Genomic DNA, 23,766 nt, shown 5'->3' with positions numbered 1-23,766 from the left:
AATATACATCTTAACGTGTGCTATATTTAATAACTTTTTCAAAAAATAATGGAAGAAGGACAGAATATGAGTTTAAATCATTTAGATTCAAACTCATATTTGTCCTCCTCATGAACTATATACGTTTTATTGAATGTCGTCCCACCAATGATTTCCGTCACGACTTAACAATAAATCACTTTCCAATGGACCATTAGTACCAGATTGATAATTAGGGAAACATGAAGGTTCATTCATTGTCCATTCATCTTGAATGATATCAACAAATTTCCAAGTTGATTTTAATTCTTCCCAATGAGTAAAGTTAGTCGCGTCACCTTTAAGGCAGTCAAACAATAGATTTTCATATGCGTCAACGGTATTCATTTTATCCTGTGCACTTAATGCATATGATAATTGTACAGGTTCAGTATCAATGCCTTGAATATTTTTCTTAGCATTTAAATGAAGTGAGATACCTTCATTTGGTTGAATATTGATCACTAATAAATTAGAATCAAGCAATTTATCAGTTTGATAATATAAATTCATAGGAACTTCTTTGAACTCTACTACAACTTGAATTGTTTTAGATTTCATACGTTTACCAGTTCGAATATAGAATGGCACACCTGCCCAACGGAAATTATCAATAGTTAAACGACCTGAAACGAATGTAGGTGTATTTGAATCTTCAGCTACGCGGTCTTCTTCACGATACGCTTTAACTTCTTCACCGTTAATATAGCCTCTATCATACTGACCACGAACAAAGTTCTTTTTCACTTCTTCAGGTTTTAATTGTCTAAGTGATTTTAATACTTTAACTTTTTCAGCACGGATATCTTCACTTTTGAGACTGATAGGGGCTTCCATTGCTAATAAAGCGACCATTTGTAACATATGGTTTTGTACCATGTCTTTTAATGCACCGCTTGATTCATAGTAGCCACCACGATCTTCGACACCGAGTATTTCAGAAGATGTAACTTGTATATTAGAAATATATTTATTATTCCATAATGGTTCGAACATGGCATTAGCAAAACGTAATACTTCAATATTTTGTACCATATCTTTACCAAGATAGTGGTCAATACGATATATTTCTTCTTCCTTAAATGATTGACGAAGTTGATTATTTAATTGTTCAGCTGATTTTAAGTCGCTACCAAATGGTTTTTCAATCACCAGACGTTTAAAGCCATTTGTTTCAGTAAGACCAGATGATTTTAAGTAATCAGAAATAATACCAAAGAATTGAGGTGCCATCGCTAAGTAGAATAGGCGATTACCTTTTAATTGATATTGAGTATCTAACTGATTAGAAAAATCTAATAAATCATGATAACTTTGTTCATCACTAACATCATGTTTGAAATAATAAACATGTTCCATAAATTTATCAATTTGAGTAGTATCTTCAACATGTGATTCAATAGATGCTTTCACTTGTTCACGGAAAATTTCATTCGTGTAATCTCGACGTCCAATTCCTATAATAGCAATGTGTTCATCTAAATTATCTTGTTGGAATAAGTGGAATAATGACGGAAATAACTTTCTATGACTTAAATCTCCAGTAGCACCGAAGATAGTAATTAAACAAGGGATGTGTTTCGTTTGTTTACTCAAGTTCAAAACCTCAATTCTTTAATTGCTATGATTTATTTATTATAAAATAAATTATTAGTAGTTCCTACATTTTTGCCTTTCAGATGTCCTATAATTCAAATTTACATCCAAAACGAATAATGCGCAATTTAATATAATATAAATACCATTATACCTTAAATCGTTTCAATTTTATTTATTTTATTTCTCATTATAACAATCACTTCTACATATGATAAAATATATTGAAGAAAAAGGAGGCATATGCATGGAAGTTACATTTTTCGGGACGAGTGCGGGTTTACCAACTAAAGAAAGAAACACGCAATCCATCGCTTTAAATCTTGAACCATATTCAAATGCGATTTGGCTTTTTGATGTAGGCGAAGGGACTCAACATCAAATCTTACATCATTCAATTAAGCTAGGTAAAGTGGATCATATATTTATCACGCATATGCACGGCGATCACATTTTTGGCTTACCTGGATTATTGACTAGTCGTTCATTCCAAGGTGGAGAAGATAAGCCACTAACTATCATTGGACCCAAGGGTATACGAGCTTACATTGAATCTTCACTTAAGTTATCAGAATCTCATTTAAATTATCCAACTACATTTATTGAGATTGATAACAATTTTACATATCATCATAAAGGTTTTTCGGTATCAGCTAAGTTATTAAATCATGGCATACCTTCTTATGGTTATCGTATTGAATCCCCAACAACACCTGGCACAATTGACGTTCAAGCATTAAAAGCAATCGGATTAGAACCAGGGCCTAAATATCAAGAAGTTAAAATGTATGATACTTTCGAACATAATGGACAAGTATTTAATTCTGATGATTTCAAAGGACCTGCCAAACCTGGACCGATTATATCTATTTTTGGTGATACTAAGCCTTGTAAGAATGAAATGATAATTGCACAAGATGCAGAGGTAATGATTCATGAAGCGACCTATATAGAAGGGGATAAAACGTTAGCAAACAATTATCACCATAGCCATATTGATGATGTTTTTGGCTTAATTAAACAAGCTAATGTAAGCAAAAGCCTAATTACACATCTAAGCAATCGTTATAATTATGAAGATATCGATAAAATAAAAAATGAATTAAAACAACTTGAAGATACACCAAACTTCGAGTTCGTTAAAGACTTCGAAACTTATAAAATTTAATTATTAAATTAGAACCCTATCCACATAATCAAAGCGGATAGGGTTTTTTAAATAAAAATTTAGTATTAATTATCTTCACTTTTTGAAAGTTCTATACTTCTTTCAACGGCAGCGTTTAAGCAATCTTCAAATATGCCTTTAATATCGTGTTGTGCTAAGGCATTTAAACCTGCTTGAGTTGTACCACCTTTAGAAGTGATGTTTTTACGTAATTGTTCCATGCTTAAATCAGAACGTTCTATCATTTTACTTGTACCAATAATTAAGTTTTTGATTGATTCTTCGACTTGACCTTTTTCAAGACCTAATTCAGTACCAGCTTTAACATATTGTTCAAATACATGATATAGGAAAGCAGGACCGCTTCCAGTAATAGCTGTTACTTGGTGTAAGTGATCTTCGTCAACTTCAATGACAGAACCAAACGCATTTACTAATTCAATGACTTCATCTTTAGATTTAGGTCCAAAGTTTCCTGAAAAGCTAATTCCCGTTACTGAATGTCCAACTTGAGCATTAGTATTAGGCATAATACGCGCAATAGGATTTGTTACTTGAAGTTGTTCATGAATATAGTTAATTGGTAAACCAGCCATAATGGAAATAAATCGATTTTCATCCGTAATATGCGGTTGAATACGTTTTGCGACTTCTTCAAAATCATAAGGTTTAGTTCCTAAAAATACATAATCCGCATCTTTTAATAACGCTTCATCATCATAACTGTATTCCACACCTAACTCTTCAGCAAATTGTTTAAGTCTTTCTTCATTTGACTTATTAGTTAGATAAATATCATTGGAATTAAGCGTTTTAGAATTAATAATTCCTTTAAAAATCGCTTGTGCCATATTACCAGCACCATAAAATACTAATTTCATTAACAACATCACCCTCACTAATCATTTTATACCACTATAGTAACATATAAGAGGCACTTATTTTTAATTTTAAAAATTTAGTGCTTCTATACGCATGAGCTTCAGCTCAGGTGATCCTCAAAATATTTTGAATTTTAAAAAAATTAGTGTTTCTAAACACATGAGCTTCATCCCAGTTGATTCTCAGCATAAACTCTTAATTACAGAAACTTAGTTTTTTATTGAAAAATAAGTACATATTAAACTTTCTATTCATTTATAAATAATTAAAAATAAGTTACTATAGTAACAAAGTTTATAAAGGGGTTCGAAGAGATATGATTGGTCATCATTATATTGTTACTGGAGGCACTAGTGGTCTAGGTTTAGAAATAGTGAAACAGTTATTAAAAAAAGGTGCATATGTTACAGTAATAGCACGAAATAAAACAAAGTTTAATAATATTCAATTTGGTCCTTATCAATCAAAAGTGTCTATGATTCACTGTGATTTACAAGATAGGGAAGCCATTGCTAACGTCGCCTCTAACATTAACACTCCAATTAATGGACTTATTTACAGTTCAGGGTTAGGCTATTTCAAATCGGTTGCACATCATACTGCAGAAGAAATGATTGAAACATACGACGTAAACTTGATTAGTTTCAATTTACTCTACAATATTTTACGACCTTACTTTTCAAACAAAGCTACTATCGTAGGCATTTCAAGTCAGGCCGCTTTCGTTACACAAGCCAATGCAGCACATTATGGTGCTTCTAAAGCTGCCCTTAATGCTATTTTAAATGCTTTACGTATCGAGGAATCTCAATTTCATTTTATGGCGGTGAATCCTGGACCAATTAAAACGCCTTTCCACGAAAAGGCTGACCCAAGTTTAAAATATGCGCAAACATATGAGTCAATCATGATTGACCCTCAACAATTAGCTAAAGATATTATAGAAGGCATCATTAAAAGAAAAAAAGAAATTAATCAACCAAAGTGGATGTATCACTTGTTAAAAATTTACCAATTGGCTCCAAGAACACTTGAACAATGGTTGACTCCTTTATTTAAAAATAAAATTTAACAAGAACAAAGGTGGAATAATGATGATTTGTTGTGTGAATAAACATGTCAAATATGCTGTTGAAAACTTGCAACCTATGACACCACAAACTTCTTTTCAACTTAAAGATTTATTAGGAAATTCATACTATAATTCTTTAGAAAGTAGTGAACAAGAATTTATTGAATTTAAATTTCATGAGCTAGTTTTAAGAGGAGAAATAATGAATGTTTCAATAAAAGGGCTATCTGATGAGGGACTATATCACTATTTAAAACAATATTAAAAAATCGGAATAGCATATTCGTATTCAGCGTATTGCTACTCCGATTTTTAAATAATTTTACTTAGTATTTAAATGTTGTGTATACTCTAAATTTTTCACACGTTCACGTGCTGCCTTAATACGATCAAGACTTACTGTTTTTTTATAATTTTCAACATTGTCTTTCAATTGTTCTACAGAACTAGCACCGACTATAATTGAACCAAGTGCATCGTGAGAAGTTAAATATTCAAAAGAAAGGGCACTTAAATTACTTTCGACTTCTTTGATTGAAGCAATTGTTTCGCCTAACTCATGGTAGTCATAATCGAATATGCCATCTTTAAACTTCTTATCTAAAACATCTACGCTTTTTGAAGTAAGTAACCCTTTAAATACAGGACCACGTGCTAAAACTTTTACGTGATGAGCGTGTATGTCATTAAGTAATTTTTCTGGGCGATTATCAATTAAATTGAATTGAGACATAATTGTTTCAATCTCACTATGTTTTAAATAATAATCAATCACATTTGGACGAATTGAAGAAATACCATATGCTCTAATAATCCCTTCTTGCTTAAGTTCATTAAAAGCACTGATTGTCTCATCTAAAGGATCCTCAATTGTTCCACCATGTAATTGATATAAATCTAAATGATCTAAACCAAGACGTTGTAAAGAACCCTTAACGCTTTCTTTTATATATTTTTTTGAAGGATCCCAAGTTGTACCACCATCCTCAGTTGGACGGTTTCCCACTTTTGTACCAATAACGATGTCATCTCGATTTTGATATTTCTTTAAAGCTTTTCCAACTATGTCTTCATTTACACCGCGATCATAAATATCTGCAGTATCAAAATAAGTGATACCCTCTTCAATCGCAGTTTCAATAATGGGTTCAGCTTCTTGATAGTTTGTACCTAAACTCATACATCCCAAACCTAATTCCGAAATTTCTATGCCGCTTTTTAATATATTCTTTTGCATGTCCAATCTCCTTTCGATACACTTTAGGTAACGCATTCATCTTATCAATTTATATTAAGAATTAAAAGGGACGTGAATATAGTGGAATTTAATGAAAAAACATTTGATAGAACGGTAATTTATAATGGTAAAATTATTGACTTAGAAATTCATGATGTAGAACTACCAGATGGTAAAACATCAAAAAGGGAAATTGTTAATCATAATGGGGCAGTAGCTGTTTGTGCAATTACTCCTGAAAATGAAGTCCTCTTAGTCAAACAATACCGTAAACCTGTTGAAAAACCATTACTTGAAATTCCAGCCGGTAAACTTGAAGAGGATGAAGAAAGAGAAGAAGCAGCTAAACGTGAATTAGAAGAAGAAACAGGTTATATTGCTAATGATTTAAACTTCATTACTCATATGTATGGATCACCTGGCTTTTCTAATGAAAAACTATCAATCTATTTCTCAGATAACTTAAGTGAAGGGGAAATGAACTTAGATGATGATGAATTTGTAGAGCTTCACAAAGTGCCAATTGATAAAATCAAAGACTTACTTGATAGCGACGAAATCGAAGATGCTAAAACAATTATTGGCCTACAGTATATATTATTAAATTATAATCATTCTAAATAACAACCGTTTAAAGCTTGCCTTTTATTGAGAATATTGTTAATTTAGTATGTGAGATATTATCACTTTAAAATGATTATAATTATTAATAGAGGAGTGTCGCTCCCATGGAAGAACGATTAAACAGAGTAAAACAACAATTACAACAATCATCTTACAAATTAACACCTCAACGTGAGGCAACGGTTCGTGTTCTAATTGAAAATGAAAAAGATCATCTTAGTGCTGAAGATGTCTATTTAAAAGTTAAAGATAAAGCACCAGAAATTGGACTAGCCACTGTTTATAGAACACTTGAATTATTAGCCGAATTAAAAGTTGTAGATAAAATTAATTTCGGCGATGGGGTAGCACGCTTTGATTTAAGAAAAGAAGGCGCAAAACATTTTCATCACCATCTTGTATGTATGGAATGTGGTAAAGTAGATGAAATTCATGAAGACTTATTACCTAAAGTAGAAGAACGTGTTGAATCAGAATATAATTTTAGAATTTTAGACCATAGATTAACATTTCATGGCGTCTGTGCCGAGTGCCAAGCTAAAGGTAAATAATTTAGCTAATTTAAAACAATTTTAGACGTCGGAGTGAAACAAGCACTTAGAATTTGTTTCACTCCATTTTTCTATATCAATGAAGGTGGAAATATGAATACGATTATTGAAGAATATTTGAAATTTATACAGATTGAAAAAGGTTTAAGTGAGAATACAATCGGTGCCTATAGAAGAGATTTAGCTAAATATGAAGCTTATATGAAAGAACATAAAATTGCACATATTGATTTTATTGACCGTCAAGTTATTCAAGAATGCCTCGGCCATTTTATTGACGAAGGTGCGTCTTCGAAATCAATTGCTCGTTTTATCTCAACAATTCGAAGTTTTCATCAATTTGCATTACGTGAAAAATATGCCGCTAAAGATCCTACAGTACTGATTGAGACACCTAAATATGAGAAGAAACTACCCGATGTGTTAGAAGTAGAAGAAGTTGTTCAACTTCTTGAAACACCTGATTTAAATAAAAATAATGGTTATCGCGACCGCACAATTTTAGAGCTTTTATATGCTACAGGCATGCGTGTATCAGAATTAATTAATATAGAAATTGAAGATATTAATTTAATTATGGGATTTGTCAGAGTGTTTGGAAAAGGGAATAAAGAAAGAATTATACCTTTAGGTGATACAGTTATTGAATTTTTAGATACTTATTTAGAAAAAGTGCGTCCTCTATTATTGAAAAAGACAATTACTAATGTATTATTTCTCAATATGCATGGCCGACCATTGACACGCCAAGGTATTTGGAAAATGATTAAACAGTATGGCTTAAAAGCCAACATCAATAAAACTTTAACACCACACACACTTCGTCATTCTTTTGCTACACATTTACTTGAAAATGGTGCTGATTTACGTGCAGTACAAGAAATGTTAGGTCATTCAGATATTTCAACTACTCAACTTTATACGCACGTTTCTAAATCTCAAATACGTCAAATGTATAACCAATTCCATCCAAGAGCTTAAATTTATAATTATAAGAATTTAGGACATAATACCTAGAAGTATAGCCAGTAAATGATTTTTCAAGTCATTCACTGGCTTCTTTTATAATTAGACATTATTATACTTTGAAATATAGGTCACTTTCGAAGAATTTAATAAACATCATTGAACCAAACTAACGCAGTACTTTAAATACAAAAATCTTCACATGATTCAACTCATTTTACCGATGAAAACTTCCGTACTTTTCTTTATAAGTCATATTTCATGACATGTTATTTTTCTTATCTAGAAGGGCTTGTTGTCGAGCAGCAATCACTTCACTTCGATCTCTAAGCAGGTGATGATGTACGATGTAATCATCTTTGATTACAAATTCGTTAAATTCATAATCTGGCATTTCTGTATAAATGTTATCTTCAAATTGCTTGTTAATAGGCAATTTTACAGGAGTGAATTGTTTGTGTAGTGTTATTTTTTCGATTTGAGTATTCAATAAAGCTTTATAACTATTTTCATATAGACCCACACTCGATTTGTCCTTAGCATTTTGAAATGTAACAAATGCCTTTTTACAGCTTTTCAATGCTCCAATGTAATTTTCTCTTCTATAATGATACATAGCAGTAGTAAATAATATAAGACTTACAATAGCATCATTTTTAGAAAAATGGGGATTAGCTTTCCAAGCATCTTCTAAAATATCATGGCATAAAAAATAATGTTGATGCTTATGAAATTGATAATAAAAATCGATTAATGCTCGTTCCATTCCACTTCAACCTCAATTTAAATGTTTATGATATTCATGCTATAATACTTTAGTAAATTATGCACGACACAGAATTAATATAAGGACGATAATTATGTATGAAGTTAAGTTAGATGCCTTTAATGGCCCTCTAGATTTATTATTACATTTGATACAAAAGTACGAAATTGATATTTATGATATACCAATGAAAGCCCTAACTGAACAATATATGCAATATGTACATGCAATGAAACAACTAGAAATCAATTTGGCCAGTGAATATTTAGTTATGGCTTCGGAACTACTAATGATTAAAAGTAAATTATTATTACCTCAACATGCAACGGTAGATGAGTTAGAAGAAGACCCCCGAGAAGACTTAGTAGGGAGATTAATTGAATATCAAAATTATAAAGAATATACAATGTTATTAAATGCCAAAAAAGAAGAACGTGAATTATACTTTACTAAACATCCTACTGATTTATCACATCTTGAAAAAGACACAACTTGGGATAGTAACCAAACGATAGATTTAACTGATTTAATTGTAGCTTATCAACGTGTTAAAAATAGAGTGGCTTTAAATACACCAAAAACTGTGGAAATTACAAAAGAGTCTTTTACCATTCAACAAGCTACTGAAAAGGTAACACATCAATTGCGCAGTAAATCATCATTCAACTTCTTTAGCTTATTTACATTTCATGAGCCTATTGAACACGTAGTGACTCATTTTTTAGCTATTTTAGAAATGTCAAAAGCTGGTTTAATCAACTTAGAACAGTCTAAAAGTTTTGATGATATAAACATCGTTAGAGGAGTGAATTTCAACATTGGATAATATAGGTATTTTAGAAGCACTATTATATACAGTAGGTGATGAAGGTTTAGAAGCAACTCAACTAGCTGAAATATTAGATATCGATTTAAAAGCTTTATCCGACCTTATTGAATCTTATCAGTCAGAAGGACTTGCTATTCAAAAGTACGGAAACATTTACATTTTAACATCAAAAAAAGAAGCCGCTTCATATATAGAACAGTTGGTTGAACAAAAATCTAACATGAAACTTTCACAAGCTGCCATGGAAACTTTATCCATTATTGCATATAATCAACCTTTAACTAGAAGTGATATAGAATTAATTAGAGGAATCAATTCAGATGGAGCAGTTCGTACGCTCATCGCACGTGGATTAATTGAAGCTAAGGATAATGAACAATCGCGAAGCCATCTTTTAAATACGACTGATCTATTTTTAAATGTATTTGGAATTGAAAAAATTGAAGATTTACCAACTACTGAAGAAGATGAAGAAGAAATGGAAGATTTCTTCAGTAACCTTATAAACCAAAAAGGAGACTCAAAATGAGCAAAGAATTAGAAAGATTACAGAAAAGAATTGCTAATAGTGGTTATACGTCACGCAGAAAAGCTGAAACTTTAATTGCAGAAGGAAAAGTAAAAGTTAATGGGCAAGTAGTGACTGAGCTTGGAACAAAAGTGAAACCGTCAGACACAGTTGAAGTTGAAGGTATAAAAATTGAACAAGAAGATAAAATGTATATTTTATTTTATAAGCCCACTCAAGTTATCACAAGCGTCTCAGATGATAGAGGGCGTACAGTAGTCACTGATTACTTTGATGATTTAGAAACACGTATATATCCAGTTGGGCGATTAGATTATGATACATCTGGGTTGTTATTACTAACAAATGATGGAGAATTCACTAACTTAATGACACACCCAAGATATCACATTCAAAAAAAATATGTAGCCAAATTAAAAGGTTACCTTATGCGAGAAGAAGTTAAAGCATTAGAACATGGTATTGAACTTGAAGATGGTTTCACACAACCAGCACAAGTCAAAGTCAAGAAACAAGATAAAGAAAAGAATACTACGCTTGTAGAAATTACTATTAGTGAAGGACGTAATAGACAAGTAAGACGTATGTTCGAACACTTCGGCCATAAAGTTGATAAATTAACTAGAATTGAATTTGGAAACTTAAATTTAAAAGGTTTAAACGCAGGTGAAGGTAGAGTTTTAACTCCTCATGAAGTAAAAGTATTAAGACATATGGCTGAAAACGGAAAATAAAATATCGTTAATTCAAATATCAAATGAAATTAATTACGCAAAATTTCATTTGATATTTTTTTCACAATATAGGGACAAATTAAAGATTTGAATAGGTCTATGTGCTATAATATGAAGAGTAAGAGCATGTGTAGGAGGTAGAGCAAAATGACGAATGAAATTTTAATTGTAGACGATGAAGATAGAATTAGAAGATTATTGAAACTCTATTTGGAAAGAGAATCGTTTACTATTCATGAAGCAAGTGATGGTCGAGAGGCATATAATCTTGCTATGGAAAATGACTATGCGTGCATTCTATTGGACTTGATGCTTCCAGAAATGGATGGAATTGAAATGGCATCTAAATTGCGTGAGCATAAAGATACACCTATTATTATGCTTACAGCTAAAGGAGAAGAAACGAATAGGGTTGAAGGCTTTGAATCAGGGGCTGATGATTATATCGTTAAACCATTCTCTCCAAGAGAAGTTGTATTAAGAGTTAAAGCATTATTGCGCAGAACTCAATCTTCTAAACCTGAACAAAGTGAACCTCACGCAAGAGATATTATTGAGTTTAATCACTTAGTTATTGATAATGACGCTCATAGAGTGTTAGCCGATAACCAACAAGTTAATTTAACGCCTAAAGAATATGAATTGCTTATCTATTTAGCTAAAACACCTAATAAAGTATTTGATCGTGAACAACTTCTTAAAGAGGTTTGGCATTATGAATTTTATGGAGATTTAAGAACTGTTGATACTCACGTAAAACGTTTAAGAGAAAAACTAAATCGCGTTTCTGCAGATGCTGCTCATATGATTCAAACCGTTTGGGGCGTTGGTTATAAATTTGAGGTTAAAACAAGTGACGAACCGACTAAATAGTGTAGTTATAAAACTGTGGTTAACTATAATTCTTATAGTAACGACAGTTTTAATTTTATTGAGTGCTGCCTTAATCACATTTATTCAATATTATTATACTCAGCAAACGGAAAACGAAATCAGATCTGATGCCTCTAGAATCAGTCATTTAGTAGAGCATGCAGACAATAAGCAGTTAGCCATTGAACACAGCCAACAACTTATCGATGGGTCTGGTGGCGTAATTATTATGGCAGATAAGAGTATGGACGCTGAAACAACAAATACCCCATTGAAAAATAAAATGTTGAAAGAAATTCATAATGATAGTCATTTTAATAAAGTTTTTACTAAAGGCGAGTCCGCTACTCAGAACGTTACAATTAATCATAAAGGAAACTCACGTTCATATATATTATTAGGTTATCCAATGCAACCACAAGATCATAGTAACTCCAAATACAGTGGCGTGTTTATTTATCAAGATTTAAAAACAATTGAAGATACTAATAATGCGATTACCATTATTATTTTAATTACTGCCATTATTTTCTTGGCAACTTCAACTGTGTTTGCTTTCTTCTTATCAAATAAAATTACTAAACCTTTACGACAATTGCGCACACAAGCATTTAACGTGTCAAAAGGAGATTATTCTCAAAAGACGACTGTATCAACAAAAGATGAAATCGGAGAATTATCACGAACTTTTAACAATATGAGCTATGAGATTCAAGAGCATATTGAAGCTATTTCAACTCAAAGAAATATTCGTGATAGCTTAATTAATTCAATGGTAGAGGGCGTATTAGGAATTAATGATAATAGGGAAGTCATCTTATCTAATAAAATGGCAGATGACATTATCCCAACTATTGATAAAACGACCTATAAAAAAATTGAGAAACAAATTGAAATAACATTTACTTCAAAAACTACTGAATTCCAAGGTTATGAATTTAATGGTAAATTTTACGTATTTATTATGAGCTATATTCCTCGTATTCAACAAGATGGACGCAGTGGCATTGTAGTTATTATTAGAGATATGACCAATGAGCACAATCTCGATCAAATGAAAAAAGATTTCATTGCTAATGTATCTCATGAATTACGTACACCTATCTCTTTATTACAGGGTTACACTGAGTCTATTGTAGACGGTATCGTAACAGAACCTGAGGAGATCAGAGATTCTCTATCAATTGTATTAGATGAAACAAAACGATTGAATCGTCTTGTTAATGAATTACTCAATGTAGCTCGTATGGATGCTGAAGGTTTAACTGTAAATAAAGAAGTTCAGCCTATTAAGCCCTTGCTATCTAAAATTCAAATGAAATATAGACAACAAGCCCATGATTTAGAAATTGATATGAATTTACTTCCAAATGTGGATGAGACACCATGGGAATATGATGCTGATCGTATTGATCAAGTACTTACTAATTTGATTGATAATGCGACGCGTTATACTAAACCGGGTGACAAAATCAGTATCATGACTTCAGAAGATGATAATTATCAAATTCTGTATGTAAAGGATACTGGTAGCGGTATTGCACCTGAACATCTTGATTTAGTCTTTGATAGGTTTTATAAAGTAGAAGCCTCAAGAACACGTGGTAAACAAGGTACTGGTTTAGGATTATTCATTTGTAAAATGATTATCGAAGAACATGGTGGTAATATTTCCGTAGAAAGTACATTAGGTAAGGGAACAACTTTTATTATTAAATTACCTAAACCTGAATAATCATTACTTTGACCCACTTAATCTTTAAAAACTAAAAGATTAAGTGGGAATTTTATTTTGAATTGAGCATGAGTATTGCACAAACTTTTTCCTTAATGTAATATTTAATTTAAATTAATAAATACGAAATTCATCTTCGGGGTAGGGTGAGAGTCCCGACCGGCAGTAAAATAAGCCTGCGACCCGCTTCTTTGAAGTGGCTGATTCAGTGTAAATCTGAAGCCGACAGTATAGTCTGGATGGGAGAAGATGGAGGTTTTTTGTTGTGCAAAATTATCCTCCTATTCTATGCAAGATGAATGGAAGGAGAAAATTGAATATGCAACAAAATAAACGCCTCATTACTATAAGTATGTTAAGCGCAATTGCATTTATATTAACATTTATAAAATTTCCATTGCCTTTTTTACCACCATACTTAACATTAGACTTTAGTGATGTACCAACATTATTAGCTACATTTACATTTGGCCCCTTAGCAGGTGTCATAGTAGCTTTAGTAAAAAATATATTAAATTTTATTTTTAATATGGGAGATCCTGTAGGGCCCGTTGCTAACTTTTTAGCTGGTGTAAGTTTCTTATTATCTGCTTATTATGTTAGTAAGAAAAAATTCTCTCATTCTAATCGTTCCTTAGTCATTGGTTTAGCGGTAGGTACGATTGTTATGACAGTTGTTCTAAGTATTTTAAATTACTTCGTCTTATTACCTTTATATGGCATGATTTTTAACTTAGGCGATGTCTTTACCAATTTAAAAATTATAATTTTATCTGGAATCATTCCTTTCAACATCATTAAAGGAATTATCATTTCTATTATTTTTATACTTTTATATCAACGTTTAAAAAGAGTTCTTAAATAGAATATGAATTTATTTGAAATCGAGACTGGACTCACTAAGGTTCCAGTCTTTTTCAATTTCGTGCCTAATTTATACTCAAGGCATTTCGAAATAAAAAATAAAACCGACAAAGCATGCAACTTTGTCGGCTATCTATATAATATAGTGATATAATCAAATTTAACTTACTATTCAAATTTTAATGCATCGCCATCGAATGGTTCCTCTTCAATTTTAATTGAATCTGTTGGACAACCTTCAAGAGCGTCTTCCATATCTTCATATAATTCTTCTGGTACTTCTGCAGTACCTTGATTATCATCAAGGATTACGAAAGCAATACCTTCGTCGTCATAATCATAAATATCTGGTGCTGCTGCGCCACATGCACCACAAGCTATACAGGTATCCATATCAACGATTGTATACTTTGCCAATTTTTTCGCCTCCTTTGATAAAAATGCTACACTAGTATAACAAATGATAATTCAGACATCGATTAATTTAATTTCTAATTTATAAGTTTCATAAAGTGAGGATTCACCTATGTACGATATCTTTTCATATGCGTATAGACACACATTTAATTATAAAACTGATAAAAGTATTTACAATATATTATGCGGAAAAAAATCACATCAAACATTTTTTGATGCTTGTTCTCAACAACTTTTATCATTATATCACAGTTTTCCTAAATTAAAATATCCGTCTTTTGAGCGATATGTTCAAAATAATGAAAGTAATCAAATTCAACTTAAAATTCATACAAGATTTACATATGATAGTTTAATCAATACTTATAGTTGTATTCAATTATTAGTTCAATCTATCACTCATTATCTTAATAATGAGCTGAATTTTATTCCTATTTCCCAGCAATTAAAAGTTCAACAACGCGTGAAACAGGTTTATTTAGATATTATAAATCATGAGTTAATTGAAGATTTCCAAGAAGAATTATCACAATTATTTCATACTATTTATACTCAAAATGACAATTGCTGTTATATCCATTATTACTTACAAGGTTTTGATGAGCAAATGTATACGCGTCAACAAGTGAGTCTAATTGAAGATATTCCTATAACGGATTTATTTACATTAGAACTTAACGATTTAGTGGAAATGATGTATGCCCTCGAACAAAAGGACCAATTTCCAATACTTTCTAAGTTAATTATATTACCTCCGTTATTAAATAAAACGGCATTATCACAAAAGCAATTGCTTCGAGGGATCACAATGGATGAAGTTGCTGTAATACAAAATGTGAAAGTGAATACTATAGAAGATCATGTATTGGAGTTATTCATTAAAGGCTATTTCCATGAGTATACTGATTATGTTGATGAACATTTCATTTATGATTTTGAAAAATTTTACGTTAATAATAGAGGGGAACGTTTGAAAATATATAAAAATCAATTCAAGCAATTATCATATTTTCAAATCAAATTAATTATTGTAGGTATCGAAAGAGGTGATATTAATGTTGGAAGATAAGCTTAAAGAATGGTTTGGGTATGACGCTTTTAATCCAGGGCAACGTGAAATAATTGAAAGCATTCTTAATGGCCAACACACGCTAGGCGTTCTACCAACTGGTAGTGGTAAAAGTTTATGTTACCAATTTCCAACTTATATGAAACAACAGCCTACGCTTATTATTTCTCCCTTAATATCATTAATGGATGACCAAGTCATGCAACTGAAAGCACAAGGTGAAAAGCATGTCAGCTATATTCATTCTGGTATGGAAGAGCAAGAAAAAAAGGAAAATATCAACTTATTAAAGAAAAGTCGCTTTATATTTTTAAGTCCAGAATTTTTATTACAATCTAATCATTTTGAGCTTATCAATCAAATCAATTTTGGATTAATTGTATTAGATGAAGCACACTGTTTATCTGAATGGGGATATGATTTTCGTCCACATTATGCGTTAGTAGGACAGATTACACAGTTTTTCAAATCTGCAACCATATTAGCGCTCACAGCTACAGCACCACCACATCTCCCAGAAGATTTAGAAACAATTTTAAAAATTAAGTTTAAAACTATCAAAACTACCATGAATAGAGATAATATTTCATTTTCTCACATCAATTTTGAAAGTGATGATGACAAAATCACTTGGTTGCTCGAATTCTTGGAAACTTCAGGACCTACAATTATTTATGTTTCATCTAAGAAAATGTGTTTCGAACTGGCTAATCTCATTTATAAAAAAGGTTATCTAACTGGAATTTATCATGGTGATTTATCTTATCAAGAACGTCATACTGTGCAACAACAATTTATTAATAATTTTATTCCTGTCATTGTTGCAACAAGTGCTTTTGGAATGGGAGTAAATAAAAAGGACATTCGCACTGTAATTCATTTTCACTTATCCACGAGTCCATCAAATTATTTACAGGAAATCGGTAGAGCAGGAAGAGACGGAAAACAAAGTCAAGCCATTAGTCTTTTCCAACCTGATGATAGTTTTATTCTTGAAACGCTGCTATTTAATGATGCGATTTTAGCTGAAGATGTAGAAGCCTATGATTTAGGTGCCTTTTTACCTCCTAATAAACAAGAGATATTAGACGTTTTGCGCCAAAGATATTCAATTATACAGCTTAAAAAAATATTTAAAACATCATTAATCCGTAAAAAGCTAGGCTATCAACGCATGATTGGTTATACAAGTCTCGATCAATGTCGAAGAAGTTACTTACTTGAGTTCTTTGGAGAAGTACCTGCTAAGCCTAACCAATGTTGCGATATTGATTCTAACTTAACTTCTCTAAATTGTTTTAATAGAAAAAAAGTAAAGAGAAAATTTAGTTATAATGAAAAACTTAAAAATTTATTCAAATATTAGGTGCTTTTCTTTACTATGATATTTTATACAGGATATAATTAAATCACCAAATGTTTTATAAAAAATGTTAAAAATGATACATATTTGCTATATTCAAGGGTATAAAGTATGTGACAATTAAATAATTAATTAAGAAAGGATGTTAGCCATGTCTAAAAATAATTTTAGAGATGACTTCGAAAAAAATCGTCAATCAATTGATTCAGACGATCAATTCGAACATACAAATCACAACTCTGATGAAACTATCGATGAATTTGATAATCAATCAGACCAACAATTTCCACCAAGAAATGCACAAAGACGTCAAAGAAGACGTAATCAAGCAACAAATCGTAGTAAGAAATTTGATGACCAACCAAATGACTACAACAATGAAGGGTCATTAGACGATCGTTACGATGAAGAAGCTTTTGAAGACGTACATAATGATCGCTTTGAAAATAAATCAGATTATTCAAACAGAAATCATCGTAATAACGATAGACGTTCTAACAATTATGATGACTTCGAAGATGATTTTGAAAATGACCGTTTAAATGATAATGACCGTCGTCATCGTGATTTTGATCAAGAAGAAGATGGTTACAGAAATCGTAGAGATGGTAGAGATATCAGAAGAGATCAACGTCATGATGAAAATCTTGAACATGATCAAGATGATCGCTTAGTTAACGGTAAAGATGCTGCAATTGCTGGTGGTGCTGGAGCTGCCGGAGCTGCTGCGGGTCATAATAAAAATAAGAAGAAAAATCGTAAAAACAATCGTGTAGATTCTCGTGATAACAGAAAAGATTATCGCGATGACAGAGATCACTTAGATAATGATAGAAATTCTCGTGATCGTGATAATGATAAATATGATGACGATACAAATCGTGCACGTGACAACCATAAAAAACATAGTAAAGGCAAAAAAGCTGCAATTGGTGCAGGTGCTGCCGGAGCTGCTGGAGCTGCAGGTGTAGCTGCTTCTAAAAATAAAAAACACCATTCTAAAGATAATGACTTAGATCATCATAATACACGTGATGACCATCATAATGAATCACGTAACCACCGTGACGATTATCGTGATAATGATAGATATGATAATCATGATAGCTTCCAAGCTCACGATGGTAAGAAAAAACGTGGATTAATGGGTATTTTATTACCATTACTTGCATTGTTATTAATTTTAGCTGCTTTAGCTATCTTCATTGGTATGTATTTAAATAATGATAATAAAGATAAGGATGGCACTAAAGAAGAGAATACTACAGAGCAAACTTCACAAAAATCTGATGAAAAAGATAACTCAAAAGATAAAACTACTGAAGATAATAAAGCCGATAAATCAAGCGAATCAAACGAAAAATCAAATGTAAATGATAATAAATCTGATGAAAATGCGACAACTGAAGATAAATCTTCTGAAAACAGCGCAGCTAAAGACAAAGATAACAGTGCTTCAACTGGCGCAACAACAAATGAAAATAATAGTGCATCTTCTTCAGAAAATAGTTCAAATAACTCTTCTGATAATAATAGTAATAGCGATAATAACAATGGTAATTCACAGGCTACTCAAAATAATAGCCAAAATTCAAATGGTAATAACAATCAATCAAATAATGCTACTGCTGGTCAACAAACACACGTAGTATCAGGTAATGAAAACTTATACCGTATTGCTATTCAATATTATGGTCAAGGTACAATTGAAAATGTAAATAAAATTAAACAAGCTAATGGTTTAACAAGTAACAATATCACTAACGGTGAAAAATTAGTTATTCCTCAATAAGCTATTTAAAATTAATTCTAGAGAACAGGCTGGGACAATTATTAATTGTCCCAGTCTTTTTTACATTTGGCAGTAGCTGATTGATATGAAAATGCGCTTAAATTCATCTTTTCTCATATCTAGTCATCCCTAGGGCAGGACGATGAAATTATTTTAATTTCTGTTCTGCTCCTATTTTATTGTTTGCTTTATTAATTTACTATCTTATAACTTGTAAATGTTTTTCTATTTAGAAAAAGGGACTTAACTGCTATAATATATTGGTGATTAAAGGAGGCCAAAAACATGCAAATCGTTGAGAGTATTATTATCGGTGGAGGCCCATGCGGTTTAAGCGCTGCAATCGAGCAAAAGAAAAAGGGTATTGAAACACTTGTAATAGAGAAAGGTAATATAGTGGATGCAATTTATAAATATCCAACACACCAAACGTTCTTCTCTTCAAGTGATAAATTAAGTATTGGCGATATACCTTTTATCGTTGAAGAAAGTAAGCCACGTCGAAATCAAGCTCTTGTATATTATAGAGAGGTAGTTAAACACCATAATTTAAGAGTTAACGCTTTCGAAGAAGTTTTAACTGTTAAAAAAATCGATAACAAATTTACGATTACTACTACTAAAGACGTCTATGAATGTAAATTTTTAACTGTTGCAACTGGGTATTACGGTCAACACAATACGTTGGAAGTTAAAGGCGCAGATTTACCTAAAGTTCAACATTATTTTAAAGAAGCACATCCATACTTCAATCAACATGTAACAGTGATTGGCGGTAAAAACTCTGCAGTTGATGCCGCACTTGAATTAGAAAAAGCAGGCGCTAAAGTGACCGTACTTTATAGAGGAGATCGCTATTCAGCAGCTATTAAACCATGGATTTTACCGAACTTTGAATCATTAGTAAATCATGAAAAGATTACAATGGAATTTAATGCAAACGTAATTGAAATTACTGAAGATAGCGTTATCTATGAAAAAAATGGTAAAACAATTGAAATTCCAAATGATTATGTGTTTGCGATGATAGGCTATCATCCAGATTATGAATTCTTACGTTCTATCGGCATTGAAATTAATACAAATGAATTTGGTACCGCGCCTGTTCATAACAAAGAAACGTTTGAAACAAATGTTGAGAATTGTTATATAGCGGGGGTTATTGCTGCTGGAAATGACAATAACTCTATTTTCATTGAAAATGGGAAATATCACGGCGGTATTATTACTCAAAGTATATTAAGTAAAAAACAAACGCCACTTGAAAGCTAAACAAAGCAACAAAAGCGGAACAGATATCATTGTCTGTTCCGCTTTTAATTTATAAATTACTGTTCAAAATAAGTTTCTAGCGTTTCTAAGTTCATATCATTACTTAAACCGACCAATAATTTCAATCTTGCTTTAGGACCATTTAAACCATTTGAAAAGATTAATCCTTTTTTAGATAAGTAATATCCGCCACCTTCATAAGCGTATACTGGACTAACTATTCCATTAAATGAACGCGATACAATAACGATAGGGATATTATTATTCAAACAAGCCTCGATACCTTCTAGGCAACTTGGTGGCAAATTTCCTTGTCCAAGCGCTTCAATAACTATTCCATCCACTTGTCGCTCTGCATAAAATTTTAAAACATCACTTTGCATACCCATATAGGCCTTTAAAAGTGGCACATTTTTTTCTGTATCAATCATTTTCAACGCCTGTTGTTGATACGGACGACTATAAAAATGAATATTATCTTTAGTCAGAATACCTAATGGTCCTTGATTAGGACTTTGAAATGTATTAATGTTCGATGTGTGTGTTTTAGTAACATTTCTAGCCGTATGTATTTCATCATTGAATACTACCATTACACCATTTTCACGAGCTTCATCCGATGAGGCTACTCTTATAGCAGAAATAAAATTATATAAGCCATCTGCACCAATTTCATTTGAAGATCTCATCGCACCAGTAATAACAATTGGTTGTTTGATGTTAATAAGTAAATCTAATAAATACGCTGTTTCCTCCAACGTATCAGTGCCATGTGTAATGACAAAACCATCATATATATTCTCTTTAGAAGACTGTAGTATGGTATTACGTAGTTCAATAATATGTTGAATTGTAATATGTGGAGAGGGAATATTAAATGGATGAACTTCATTTACATGAGCATATTCATTAATAATATCTTTATGTAATGAGATGGGATTTACCTCATTAGTCACTACTTGACTAAATTGATTTTGAGACATGCTAATCGTCCCGCCTGTATGGATAACAAGAAGATGTTTCATTAAATTCCTCCTATTTTTAATTTACATATTTATGATAAAATAATACAAATAAAACAACAAGGAAGGAAAAATAATCATGGAGTCAATTAATATTGCATTGGACGGCCCTGCAGCTGCAGGTAAAAGTACCATCGCTAGACGAGTAGCTAGTAAATTATCAATGATATATGTGGATACTGGAGCAATGTATCGTGCTATTACTTATAAATACTTACAACAACAACGTCCGGAAGATTTTCAAAAACTTGTTAATAACACTACGTTAGAATTAAAATATGATGATGCTAAAGGACAACGTATTATACTAGATAATCAAGATGTTACTGACTATTTACGTGAAAATGATGTCACACAAAATGTATCTTATGTTGCATCTAAAGAACCCGTTCGAACTTTTGCGGTTGAAAAACAAAAAGATTTAGCAGCTAAGAAAGGTATCGTAATGGATGGAAGAGATATTGGTACAGTAGTCCTTCCTGATGCCGAATTAAAAGTGTACATGATTGCATCTGTTGAAGAACGTGCTGAAAGACGTCAAAAAGAAAATGAGGAGCGCGGCATACCTTCAAAATTAGAACAGTTAAAACAGGAAATTGCTGACAGAGATCACTATGATATGAACCGTGAAATTTCACCGTTAAGAAAAGCTGATGATGCAATTACTCTTGATACAACTAGTAAAACCATCGAAGAAGTTACTAATGAAATCATGACAATGGTAAACAATTTAAGAAAATAATATACACAGCTATTTAAATTAATTCGTGTTATTCATTATGGATAATGCGAATTATTTTAAATAGCTTTTTTTGTCTTATATAATTATTAATGAGAAAGAAAATGATAAATAACTATAACCTAAAATATATCATATTGATGAAAAATTATTATTAATAATCAATAATACAAATAACTGATTGCTCAACATTAAATAATTTTAAAAATTGATATCTTTTTTAAAAACTTATGAAACTAAAGGGGAATTTCTTGACAATTCTGTTAGTTTATAAGATGTTATAGTTATGTAGTGTATAAGGAGGCAAACAAGATGACTGAAGAATTCAATGAATCAATGATTAATGATATTAAAGAAGGTGACAAAGTCACTGGAAAGGTTCAACAAGTTGAAGACAAACAAGTTGTAGTGCATATTGATGGTGCTAAATATAATGGTATTATTCCAATTAGCCAACTTTCAACTCATCACATCGAGAACCCTAATGAAGTGGTTAAAGAAGGCGATGAGGTTGAAGCATATGTTACTAAAATTGAAATTGATGAAGAAAATGACTCTGGTGCATATATCTTATCAAAACGTCAACTTGAAACTGAAAAATCATATGAATATTTACAAGAAAAACTTGATAATGATGAAGTGATTGAAGCTAAAGTTACTGAAGTAGTTAAAGGTGGATTAGTTGTTGACGTTGGTCAAAGAGGTTTCGTACCTGCTTCTCTAATTTCAACTGATTTCATTGAAGATTTCTCTGTATTTGAGGGACAAACAATTCGCATTAAAGTTGAAGAATTAGACCCAGAAAATAATAGAGTCATTTTAAGCCGTAAAGCTGTAGAGCAAGCTGAAAACGATGTTAAAAAAGCTTCATTATTAGAGTCACTTAATGAAGGCGATGTTATTAAAGGTAAAGTTGCTCGCTTAACTAACTTTGGTACATTTGTGGATATTGGTGGCGTAGATGGTTTAGTTCACGTTTCAGAACTTTCTCATGAGCATGTTGATTCTCCAGAAGATGTTGTTTCTGTAGGTCAAGAAGTAGATGTTAAAGTAAAATCTGTTGAAAAAGATTCTGAACGTATTTCATTATCAATCAAAGATACGCTCCCAACTCCATTTGAACGTATTAAAGGTGAATTCCATGAAGATGATGTTATCGAAGGTAAAGTCGTTCGTTTAGCAAACTTCGGTGCATTTGTGGAAATTGCTCCAGGTGTACAAGGTCTTGTTCATATTTCTGAAATCGACCATAAACATATCGGTACGCCAGGTGAGGTTTTAGAACCAGGTCAACAAGTAAACGTTAAAATTTTAGGTATTGATGAAGAAAATGAACGTATTTCTTTATCAATTAAAGCTACTTTACCTAAAGGAGATTTAATCGAAAGCGATGAAGCTACAACTCAAAGTTATTTAAGCAATGATACTGATGACGATAACCCAACATTAGGGGACGTTTTCGGTGACAAATTTAAAGATTTAAAATTCTAATATGACATTTAAATTTTAACTAATGTATCTCCCAATTAAAGTTTAATCCCTTTAATTGGGATTTTTTTATATTAAGTGGATAATTTATGTTAAGGATAAACATAGATGAGCATATCAGAAAAGAATTTAAAGATAGACGTTATATAGTTAGTTTTAA

At 31.6% G+C, this 23,766-nt stretch carries 24 protein-coding genes and 1 riboswitch; of the genes, 18 read left to right on the top strand and 6 right to left on the bottom strand.

The window, feature by feature from the left end; genetic code table 11:
- Positions 1 to 126: 126 nt before the first annotated feature.
- The gene (zwf, locus tag LIX58_RS10625; protein ID WP_226386320.1) at positions 127 to 1,614 is read right to left on the bottom strand and encodes a glucose-6-phosphate dehydrogenase; all 1,488 of its coding nucleotides are present in this window, start codon (positions 1,612 to 1,614) and stop codon (positions 127 to 129) included.
- Between the two features lie 247 nt (positions 1,615 to 1,861).
- Here zwf and rnz point away from each other — a divergent pair, with 247 nt between their 5' ends.
- Positions 1,862 to 2,782: a ribonuclease Z gene (gene rnz, locus LIX58_RS10620; RefSeq protein WP_154836881.1), complete on the top strand. Its 921-nt coding sequence runs from the start codon at positions 1,862 to 1,864 to the stop codon at positions 2,780 to 2,782.
- 65 nt (positions 2,783 to 2,847) lie between these two features.
- Here rnz and proC read toward each other — a convergent pair whose 3' ends face one another.
- Positions 2,848 to 3,663, bottom strand: coding sequence for a pyrroline-5-carboxylate reductase (gene proC, locus LIX58_RS10615; RefSeq protein WP_126566930.1), 816 nt, complete (start codon positions 3,661 to 3,663; stop codon positions 2,848 to 2,850).
- A 317-nt stretch (positions 3,664 to 3,980) separates the two neighbouring features.
- On the opposite strand from proC, the gene LIX58_RS10610 reads away from it, so the two are divergent.
- Positions 3,981 to 4,736, top strand: a complete 756-nt coding sequence (locus tag LIX58_RS10610) for an SDR family NAD(P)-dependent oxidoreductase (protein WP_154836879.1) — start codon at positions 3,981 to 3,983, stop codon at positions 4,734 to 4,736.
- Positions 4,737 to 4,758: 22 nt separating this feature from the next.
- Positions 4,759 to 5,001, top strand: a complete 243-nt coding sequence (locus LIX58_RS10605; RefSeq protein WP_126566928.1) for a hypothetical protein — start codon at positions 4,759 to 4,761, stop codon at positions 4,999 to 5,001.
- A gap of 57 nt (positions 5,002 to 5,058) precedes the next feature.
- On the opposite strand, the gene LIX58_RS10600 is transcribed toward LIX58_RS10605, so the two are convergent.
- Positions 5,059 to 5,973 carry an aldo/keto reductase gene (locus LIX58_RS10600; protein WP_126566927.1) on the bottom strand — a complete coding sequence of 305 codons (915 nt, stop codon included), beginning with the start codon at positions 5,971 to 5,973 and terminating at the stop codon, positions 5,059 to 5,061.
- An 81-nt stretch (positions 5,974 to 6,054) separates the two neighbouring features.
- Between LIX58_RS10600 and LIX58_RS10595 the strand changes: the two genes are divergently transcribed.
- From LIX58_RS10595 to xerD, 3 genes are all read left to right on the top strand, one after another.
- A complete protein-coding gene (locus LIX58_RS10595) occupies positions 6,055 to 6,597 on the top strand; it encodes an NUDIX domain-containing protein (RefSeq protein WP_126566926.1) in 543 nt (180 codons plus the stop codon).
- Positions 6,598 to 6,701: 104 nt separating this feature from the next.
- The gene (locus LIX58_RS10590; RefSeq protein WP_154836875.1) at positions 6,702 to 7,148 is read left to right on the top strand and encodes a Fur family transcriptional regulator; all 447 of its coding nucleotides are present in this window, start codon (positions 6,702 to 6,704) and stop codon (positions 7,146 to 7,148) included.
- Between the two features lie 93 nt (positions 7,149 to 7,241).
- Positions 7,242 to 8,129 carry a site-specific tyrosine recombinase XerD gene (gene xerD, locus LIX58_RS10585; protein WP_126566924.1) on the top strand — a complete coding sequence of 296 codons (888 nt, stop codon included), beginning with the start codon at positions 7,242 to 7,244 and terminating at the stop codon, positions 8,127 to 8,129.
- Positions 8,130 to 8,373: 244 nt separating this feature from the next.
- Here the strand turns inward: xerD and LIX58_RS10580 are convergent, their stop codons facing one another.
- Entirely contained in the window at positions 8,374 to 8,880 is a 507-nt protein-coding gene (locus LIX58_RS10580; protein ID WP_126566923.1) for a DUF309 domain-containing protein, read from the bottom strand.
- Between the two features lie 94 nt (positions 8,881 to 8,974).
- On the opposite strand from LIX58_RS10580, the gene LIX58_RS10575 reads away from it, so the two are divergent.
- From LIX58_RS10575 to LIX58_RS10550, 6 genes are all read left to right on the top strand, one after another.
- The gene (locus tag LIX58_RS10575; protein WP_154836873.1) at positions 8,975 to 9,706 is read left to right on the top strand and encodes a segregation and condensation protein A; all 732 of its coding nucleotides are present in this window, start codon (positions 8,975 to 8,977) and stop codon (positions 9,704 to 9,706) included.
- Positions 9,699 to 10,238 (top strand): SMC-Scp complex subunit ScpB, encoded by a 540-nt coding sequence (gene scpB, locus LIX58_RS10570; protein ID WP_126566921.1) that lies wholly within the window; start codon positions 9,699 to 9,701, stop codon positions 10,236 to 10,238. Before LIX58_RS10575 ends, scpB begins: the two co-directional genes overlap by 8 nt.
- Positions 10,235 to 10,972 (top strand): pseudouridine synthase, encoded by a 738-nt coding sequence (locus tag LIX58_RS10565; protein WP_154836871.1) that lies wholly within the window; start codon positions 10,235 to 10,237, stop codon positions 10,970 to 10,972. Before scpB ends, LIX58_RS10565 begins: the two co-directional genes overlap by 4 nt.
- Before the next feature lie 147 nt (positions 10,973 to 11,119).
- A complete protein-coding gene (locus LIX58_RS10560; RefSeq protein ID WP_126566919.1) occupies positions 11,120 to 11,845 on the top strand; it encodes a response regulator in 726 nt (241 codons plus the stop codon).
- A complete protein-coding gene (locus tag LIX58_RS10555; RefSeq protein ID WP_154836869.1) occupies positions 11,826 to 13,580 on the top strand; it encodes an ATP-binding protein in 1,755 nt (584 codons plus the stop codon). Before LIX58_RS10560 ends, LIX58_RS10555 begins: the two co-directional genes overlap by 20 nt.
- A gap of 128 nt (positions 13,581 to 13,708) precedes the next feature.
- A riboswitch (FMN riboswitch) is annotated at positions 13,709 to 13,835 on the top strand.
- Positions 13,836 to 13,899: 64 nt separating this feature from the next.
- Positions 13,900 to 14,445: an ECF transporter S component gene (locus tag LIX58_RS10550; RefSeq protein WP_126566917.1), complete on the top strand. Its 546-nt coding sequence runs from the start codon at positions 13,900 to 13,902 to the stop codon at positions 14,443 to 14,445.
- Between the two features lie 167 nt (positions 14,446 to 14,612).
- On the opposite strand, the gene LIX58_RS10545 is transcribed toward LIX58_RS10550, so the two are convergent.
- Complete coding sequence (locus LIX58_RS10545) at positions 14,613 to 14,861, bottom strand: ferredoxin (protein WP_002449743.1); 249 nt, start codon at positions 14,859 to 14,861, stop codon at positions 14,613 to 14,615.
- 109 nt (positions 14,862 to 14,970) lie between these two features.
- Here LIX58_RS10545 and LIX58_RS10540 point away from each other — a divergent pair, with 109 nt between their 5' ends.
- The 4 genes from LIX58_RS10540 (at position 14,971) to ypdA (ending at position 20,357) form a co-directional block, all read left to right on the top strand.
- Entirely contained in the window at positions 14,971 to 15,930 is a 960-nt protein-coding gene (locus LIX58_RS10540) for a helix-turn-helix domain-containing protein (protein WP_154836867.1), read from the top strand.
- Positions 15,917 to 17,296: a RecQ family ATP-dependent DNA helicase gene (locus LIX58_RS10535; RefSeq protein WP_154836865.1), complete on the top strand. Its 1,380-nt coding sequence runs from the start codon at positions 15,917 to 15,919 to the stop codon at positions 17,294 to 17,296. Before LIX58_RS10540 ends, LIX58_RS10535 begins: the two co-directional genes overlap by 14 nt.
- 148 nt (positions 17,297 to 17,444) lie before the next feature.
- Complete coding sequence (gene ebpS, locus LIX58_RS10530) at positions 17,445 to 19,085, top strand: elastin-binding protein EbpS (protein ID WP_154836863.1); 1,641 nt, start codon at positions 17,445 to 17,447, stop codon at positions 19,083 to 19,085.
- Positions 19,086 to 19,370: 285 nt separating this feature from the next.
- Complete coding sequence (gene ypdA, locus LIX58_RS10525; protein WP_126566913.1) at positions 19,371 to 20,357, top strand: bacillithiol disulfide reductase YpdA; 987 nt, start codon at positions 19,371 to 19,373, stop codon at positions 20,355 to 20,357.
- A gap of 56 nt (positions 20,358 to 20,413) precedes the next feature.
- Here the strand turns inward: ypdA and LIX58_RS10520 are convergent, their stop codons facing one another.
- The gene (locus LIX58_RS10520; RefSeq protein WP_126566912.1) at positions 20,414 to 21,382 is read right to left on the bottom strand and encodes an asparaginase; all 969 of its coding nucleotides are present in this window, start codon (positions 21,380 to 21,382) and stop codon (positions 20,414 to 20,416) included.
- A 76-nt stretch (positions 21,383 to 21,458) separates the two neighbouring features.
- On the opposite strand from LIX58_RS10520, the gene cmk reads away from it, so the two are divergent.
- On the top strand, positions 21,459 to 22,121 hold the full coding sequence (cmk, locus tag LIX58_RS10515; protein ID WP_154836861.1) for a (d)CMP kinase: 663 nt from the start codon (positions 21,459 to 21,461) through the stop codon (positions 22,119 to 22,121).
- Positions 22,122 to 22,430: 309 nt separating this feature from the next.
- Positions 22,431 to 23,609 (top strand): 30S ribosomal protein S1, encoded by a 1,179-nt coding sequence (rpsA, locus tag LIX58_RS10510; RefSeq protein ID WP_226386319.1) that lies wholly within the window; start codon positions 22,431 to 22,433, stop codon positions 23,607 to 23,609.
- Positions 23,610 to 23,766: the final 157 nt, after the last annotated feature.

The organism is Staphylococcus sp. Marseille-Q1834 (assembly GCF_916858875.1).
Taxonomy (GTDB): Bacteria; Bacillota; Bacilli; order Staphylococcales; family Staphylococcaceae; genus Staphylococcus; species Staphylococcus pragensis.
This window is presented reverse-complemented; position numbering and strand designations above follow the sequence as displayed.

Excerpts from the sequence above, each read along its gene's own strand:
- rnz (WP_154836881.1), top strand. The coding sequence starts at position 1,862 with ATGGAAGTTACATTTTTCGGGACGAGTGCGGGTTTACCAACTAAAGAA.
- proC (WP_126566930.1), bottom strand. The coding sequence starts at position 3,663 with ATGAAATTAGTATTTTATGGTGCTGGTAATATGGCACAAGCGATTTTT.
- LIX58_RS10610 (WP_154836879.1), top strand. The coding sequence starts at position 3,981 with ATGATTGGTCATCATTATATTGTTACTGGAGGCACTAGTGGTCTAGGT.
- LIX58_RS10605 (WP_126566928.1), top strand. The coding sequence starts at position 4,759 with ATGATTTGTTGTGTGAATAAACATGTCAAATATGCTGTTGAAAACTTG.
- LIX58_RS10600 (WP_126566927.1), bottom strand. The coding sequence starts at position 5,973 with ATGCAAAAGAATATATTAAAAAGCGGCATAGAAATTTCGGAATTAGGT.
- LIX58_RS10590 (WP_154836875.1), top strand. The coding sequence starts at position 6,702 with ATGGAAGAACGATTAAACAGAGTAAAACAACAATTACAACAATCATCT.
- xerD (WP_126566924.1), top strand. The coding sequence starts at position 7,242 with ATGAATACGATTATTGAAGAATATTTGAAATTTATACAGATTGAAAAA.
- LIX58_RS10580 (WP_126566923.1), bottom strand. The coding sequence starts at position 8,880 with ATGGAACGAGCATTAATCGATTTTTATTATCAATTTCATAAGCATCAA.
- LIX58_RS10575 (WP_154836873.1), top strand. The coding sequence starts at position 8,975 with ATGTATGAAGTTAAGTTAGATGCCTTTAATGGCCCTCTAGATTTATTA.
- LIX58_RS10565 (WP_154836871.1), top strand. The coding sequence starts at position 10,235 with ATGAGCAAAGAATTAGAAAGATTACAGAAAAGAATTGCTAATAGTGGT.
- LIX58_RS10560 (WP_126566919.1), top strand. The coding sequence starts at position 11,120 with ATGACGAATGAAATTTTAATTGTAGACGATGAAGATAGAATTAGAAGA.
- LIX58_RS10550 (WP_126566917.1), top strand. The coding sequence starts at position 13,900 with ATGCAACAAAATAAACGCCTCATTACTATAAGTATGTTAAGCGCAATT.
- LIX58_RS10540 (WP_154836867.1), top strand. The coding sequence starts at position 14,971 with ATGTACGATATCTTTTCATATGCGTATAGACACACATTTAATTATAAA.
- LIX58_RS10535 (WP_154836865.1), top strand. The coding sequence starts at position 15,917 with ATGTTGGAAGATAAGCTTAAAGAATGGTTTGGGTATGACGCTTTTAAT.
- ebpS (WP_154836863.1), top strand. The coding sequence starts at position 17,445 with ATGTCTAAAAATAATTTTAGAGATGACTTCGAAAAAAATCGTCAATCA.
- ypdA (WP_126566913.1), top strand. The coding sequence starts at position 19,371 with ATGCAAATCGTTGAGAGTATTATTATCGGTGGAGGCCCATGCGGTTTA.
- LIX58_RS10520 (WP_126566912.1), bottom strand. The coding sequence starts at position 21,382 with ATGAAACATCTTCTTGTTATCCATACAGGCGGGACGATTAGCATGTCT.
- cmk (WP_154836861.1), top strand. The coding sequence starts at position 21,459 with ATGGAGTCAATTAATATTGCATTGGACGGCCCTGCAGCTGCAGGTAAA.
- rpsA (WP_226386319.1), top strand. The coding sequence starts at position 22,431 with ATGACTGAAGAATTCAATGAATCAATGATTAATGATATTAAAGAAGGT.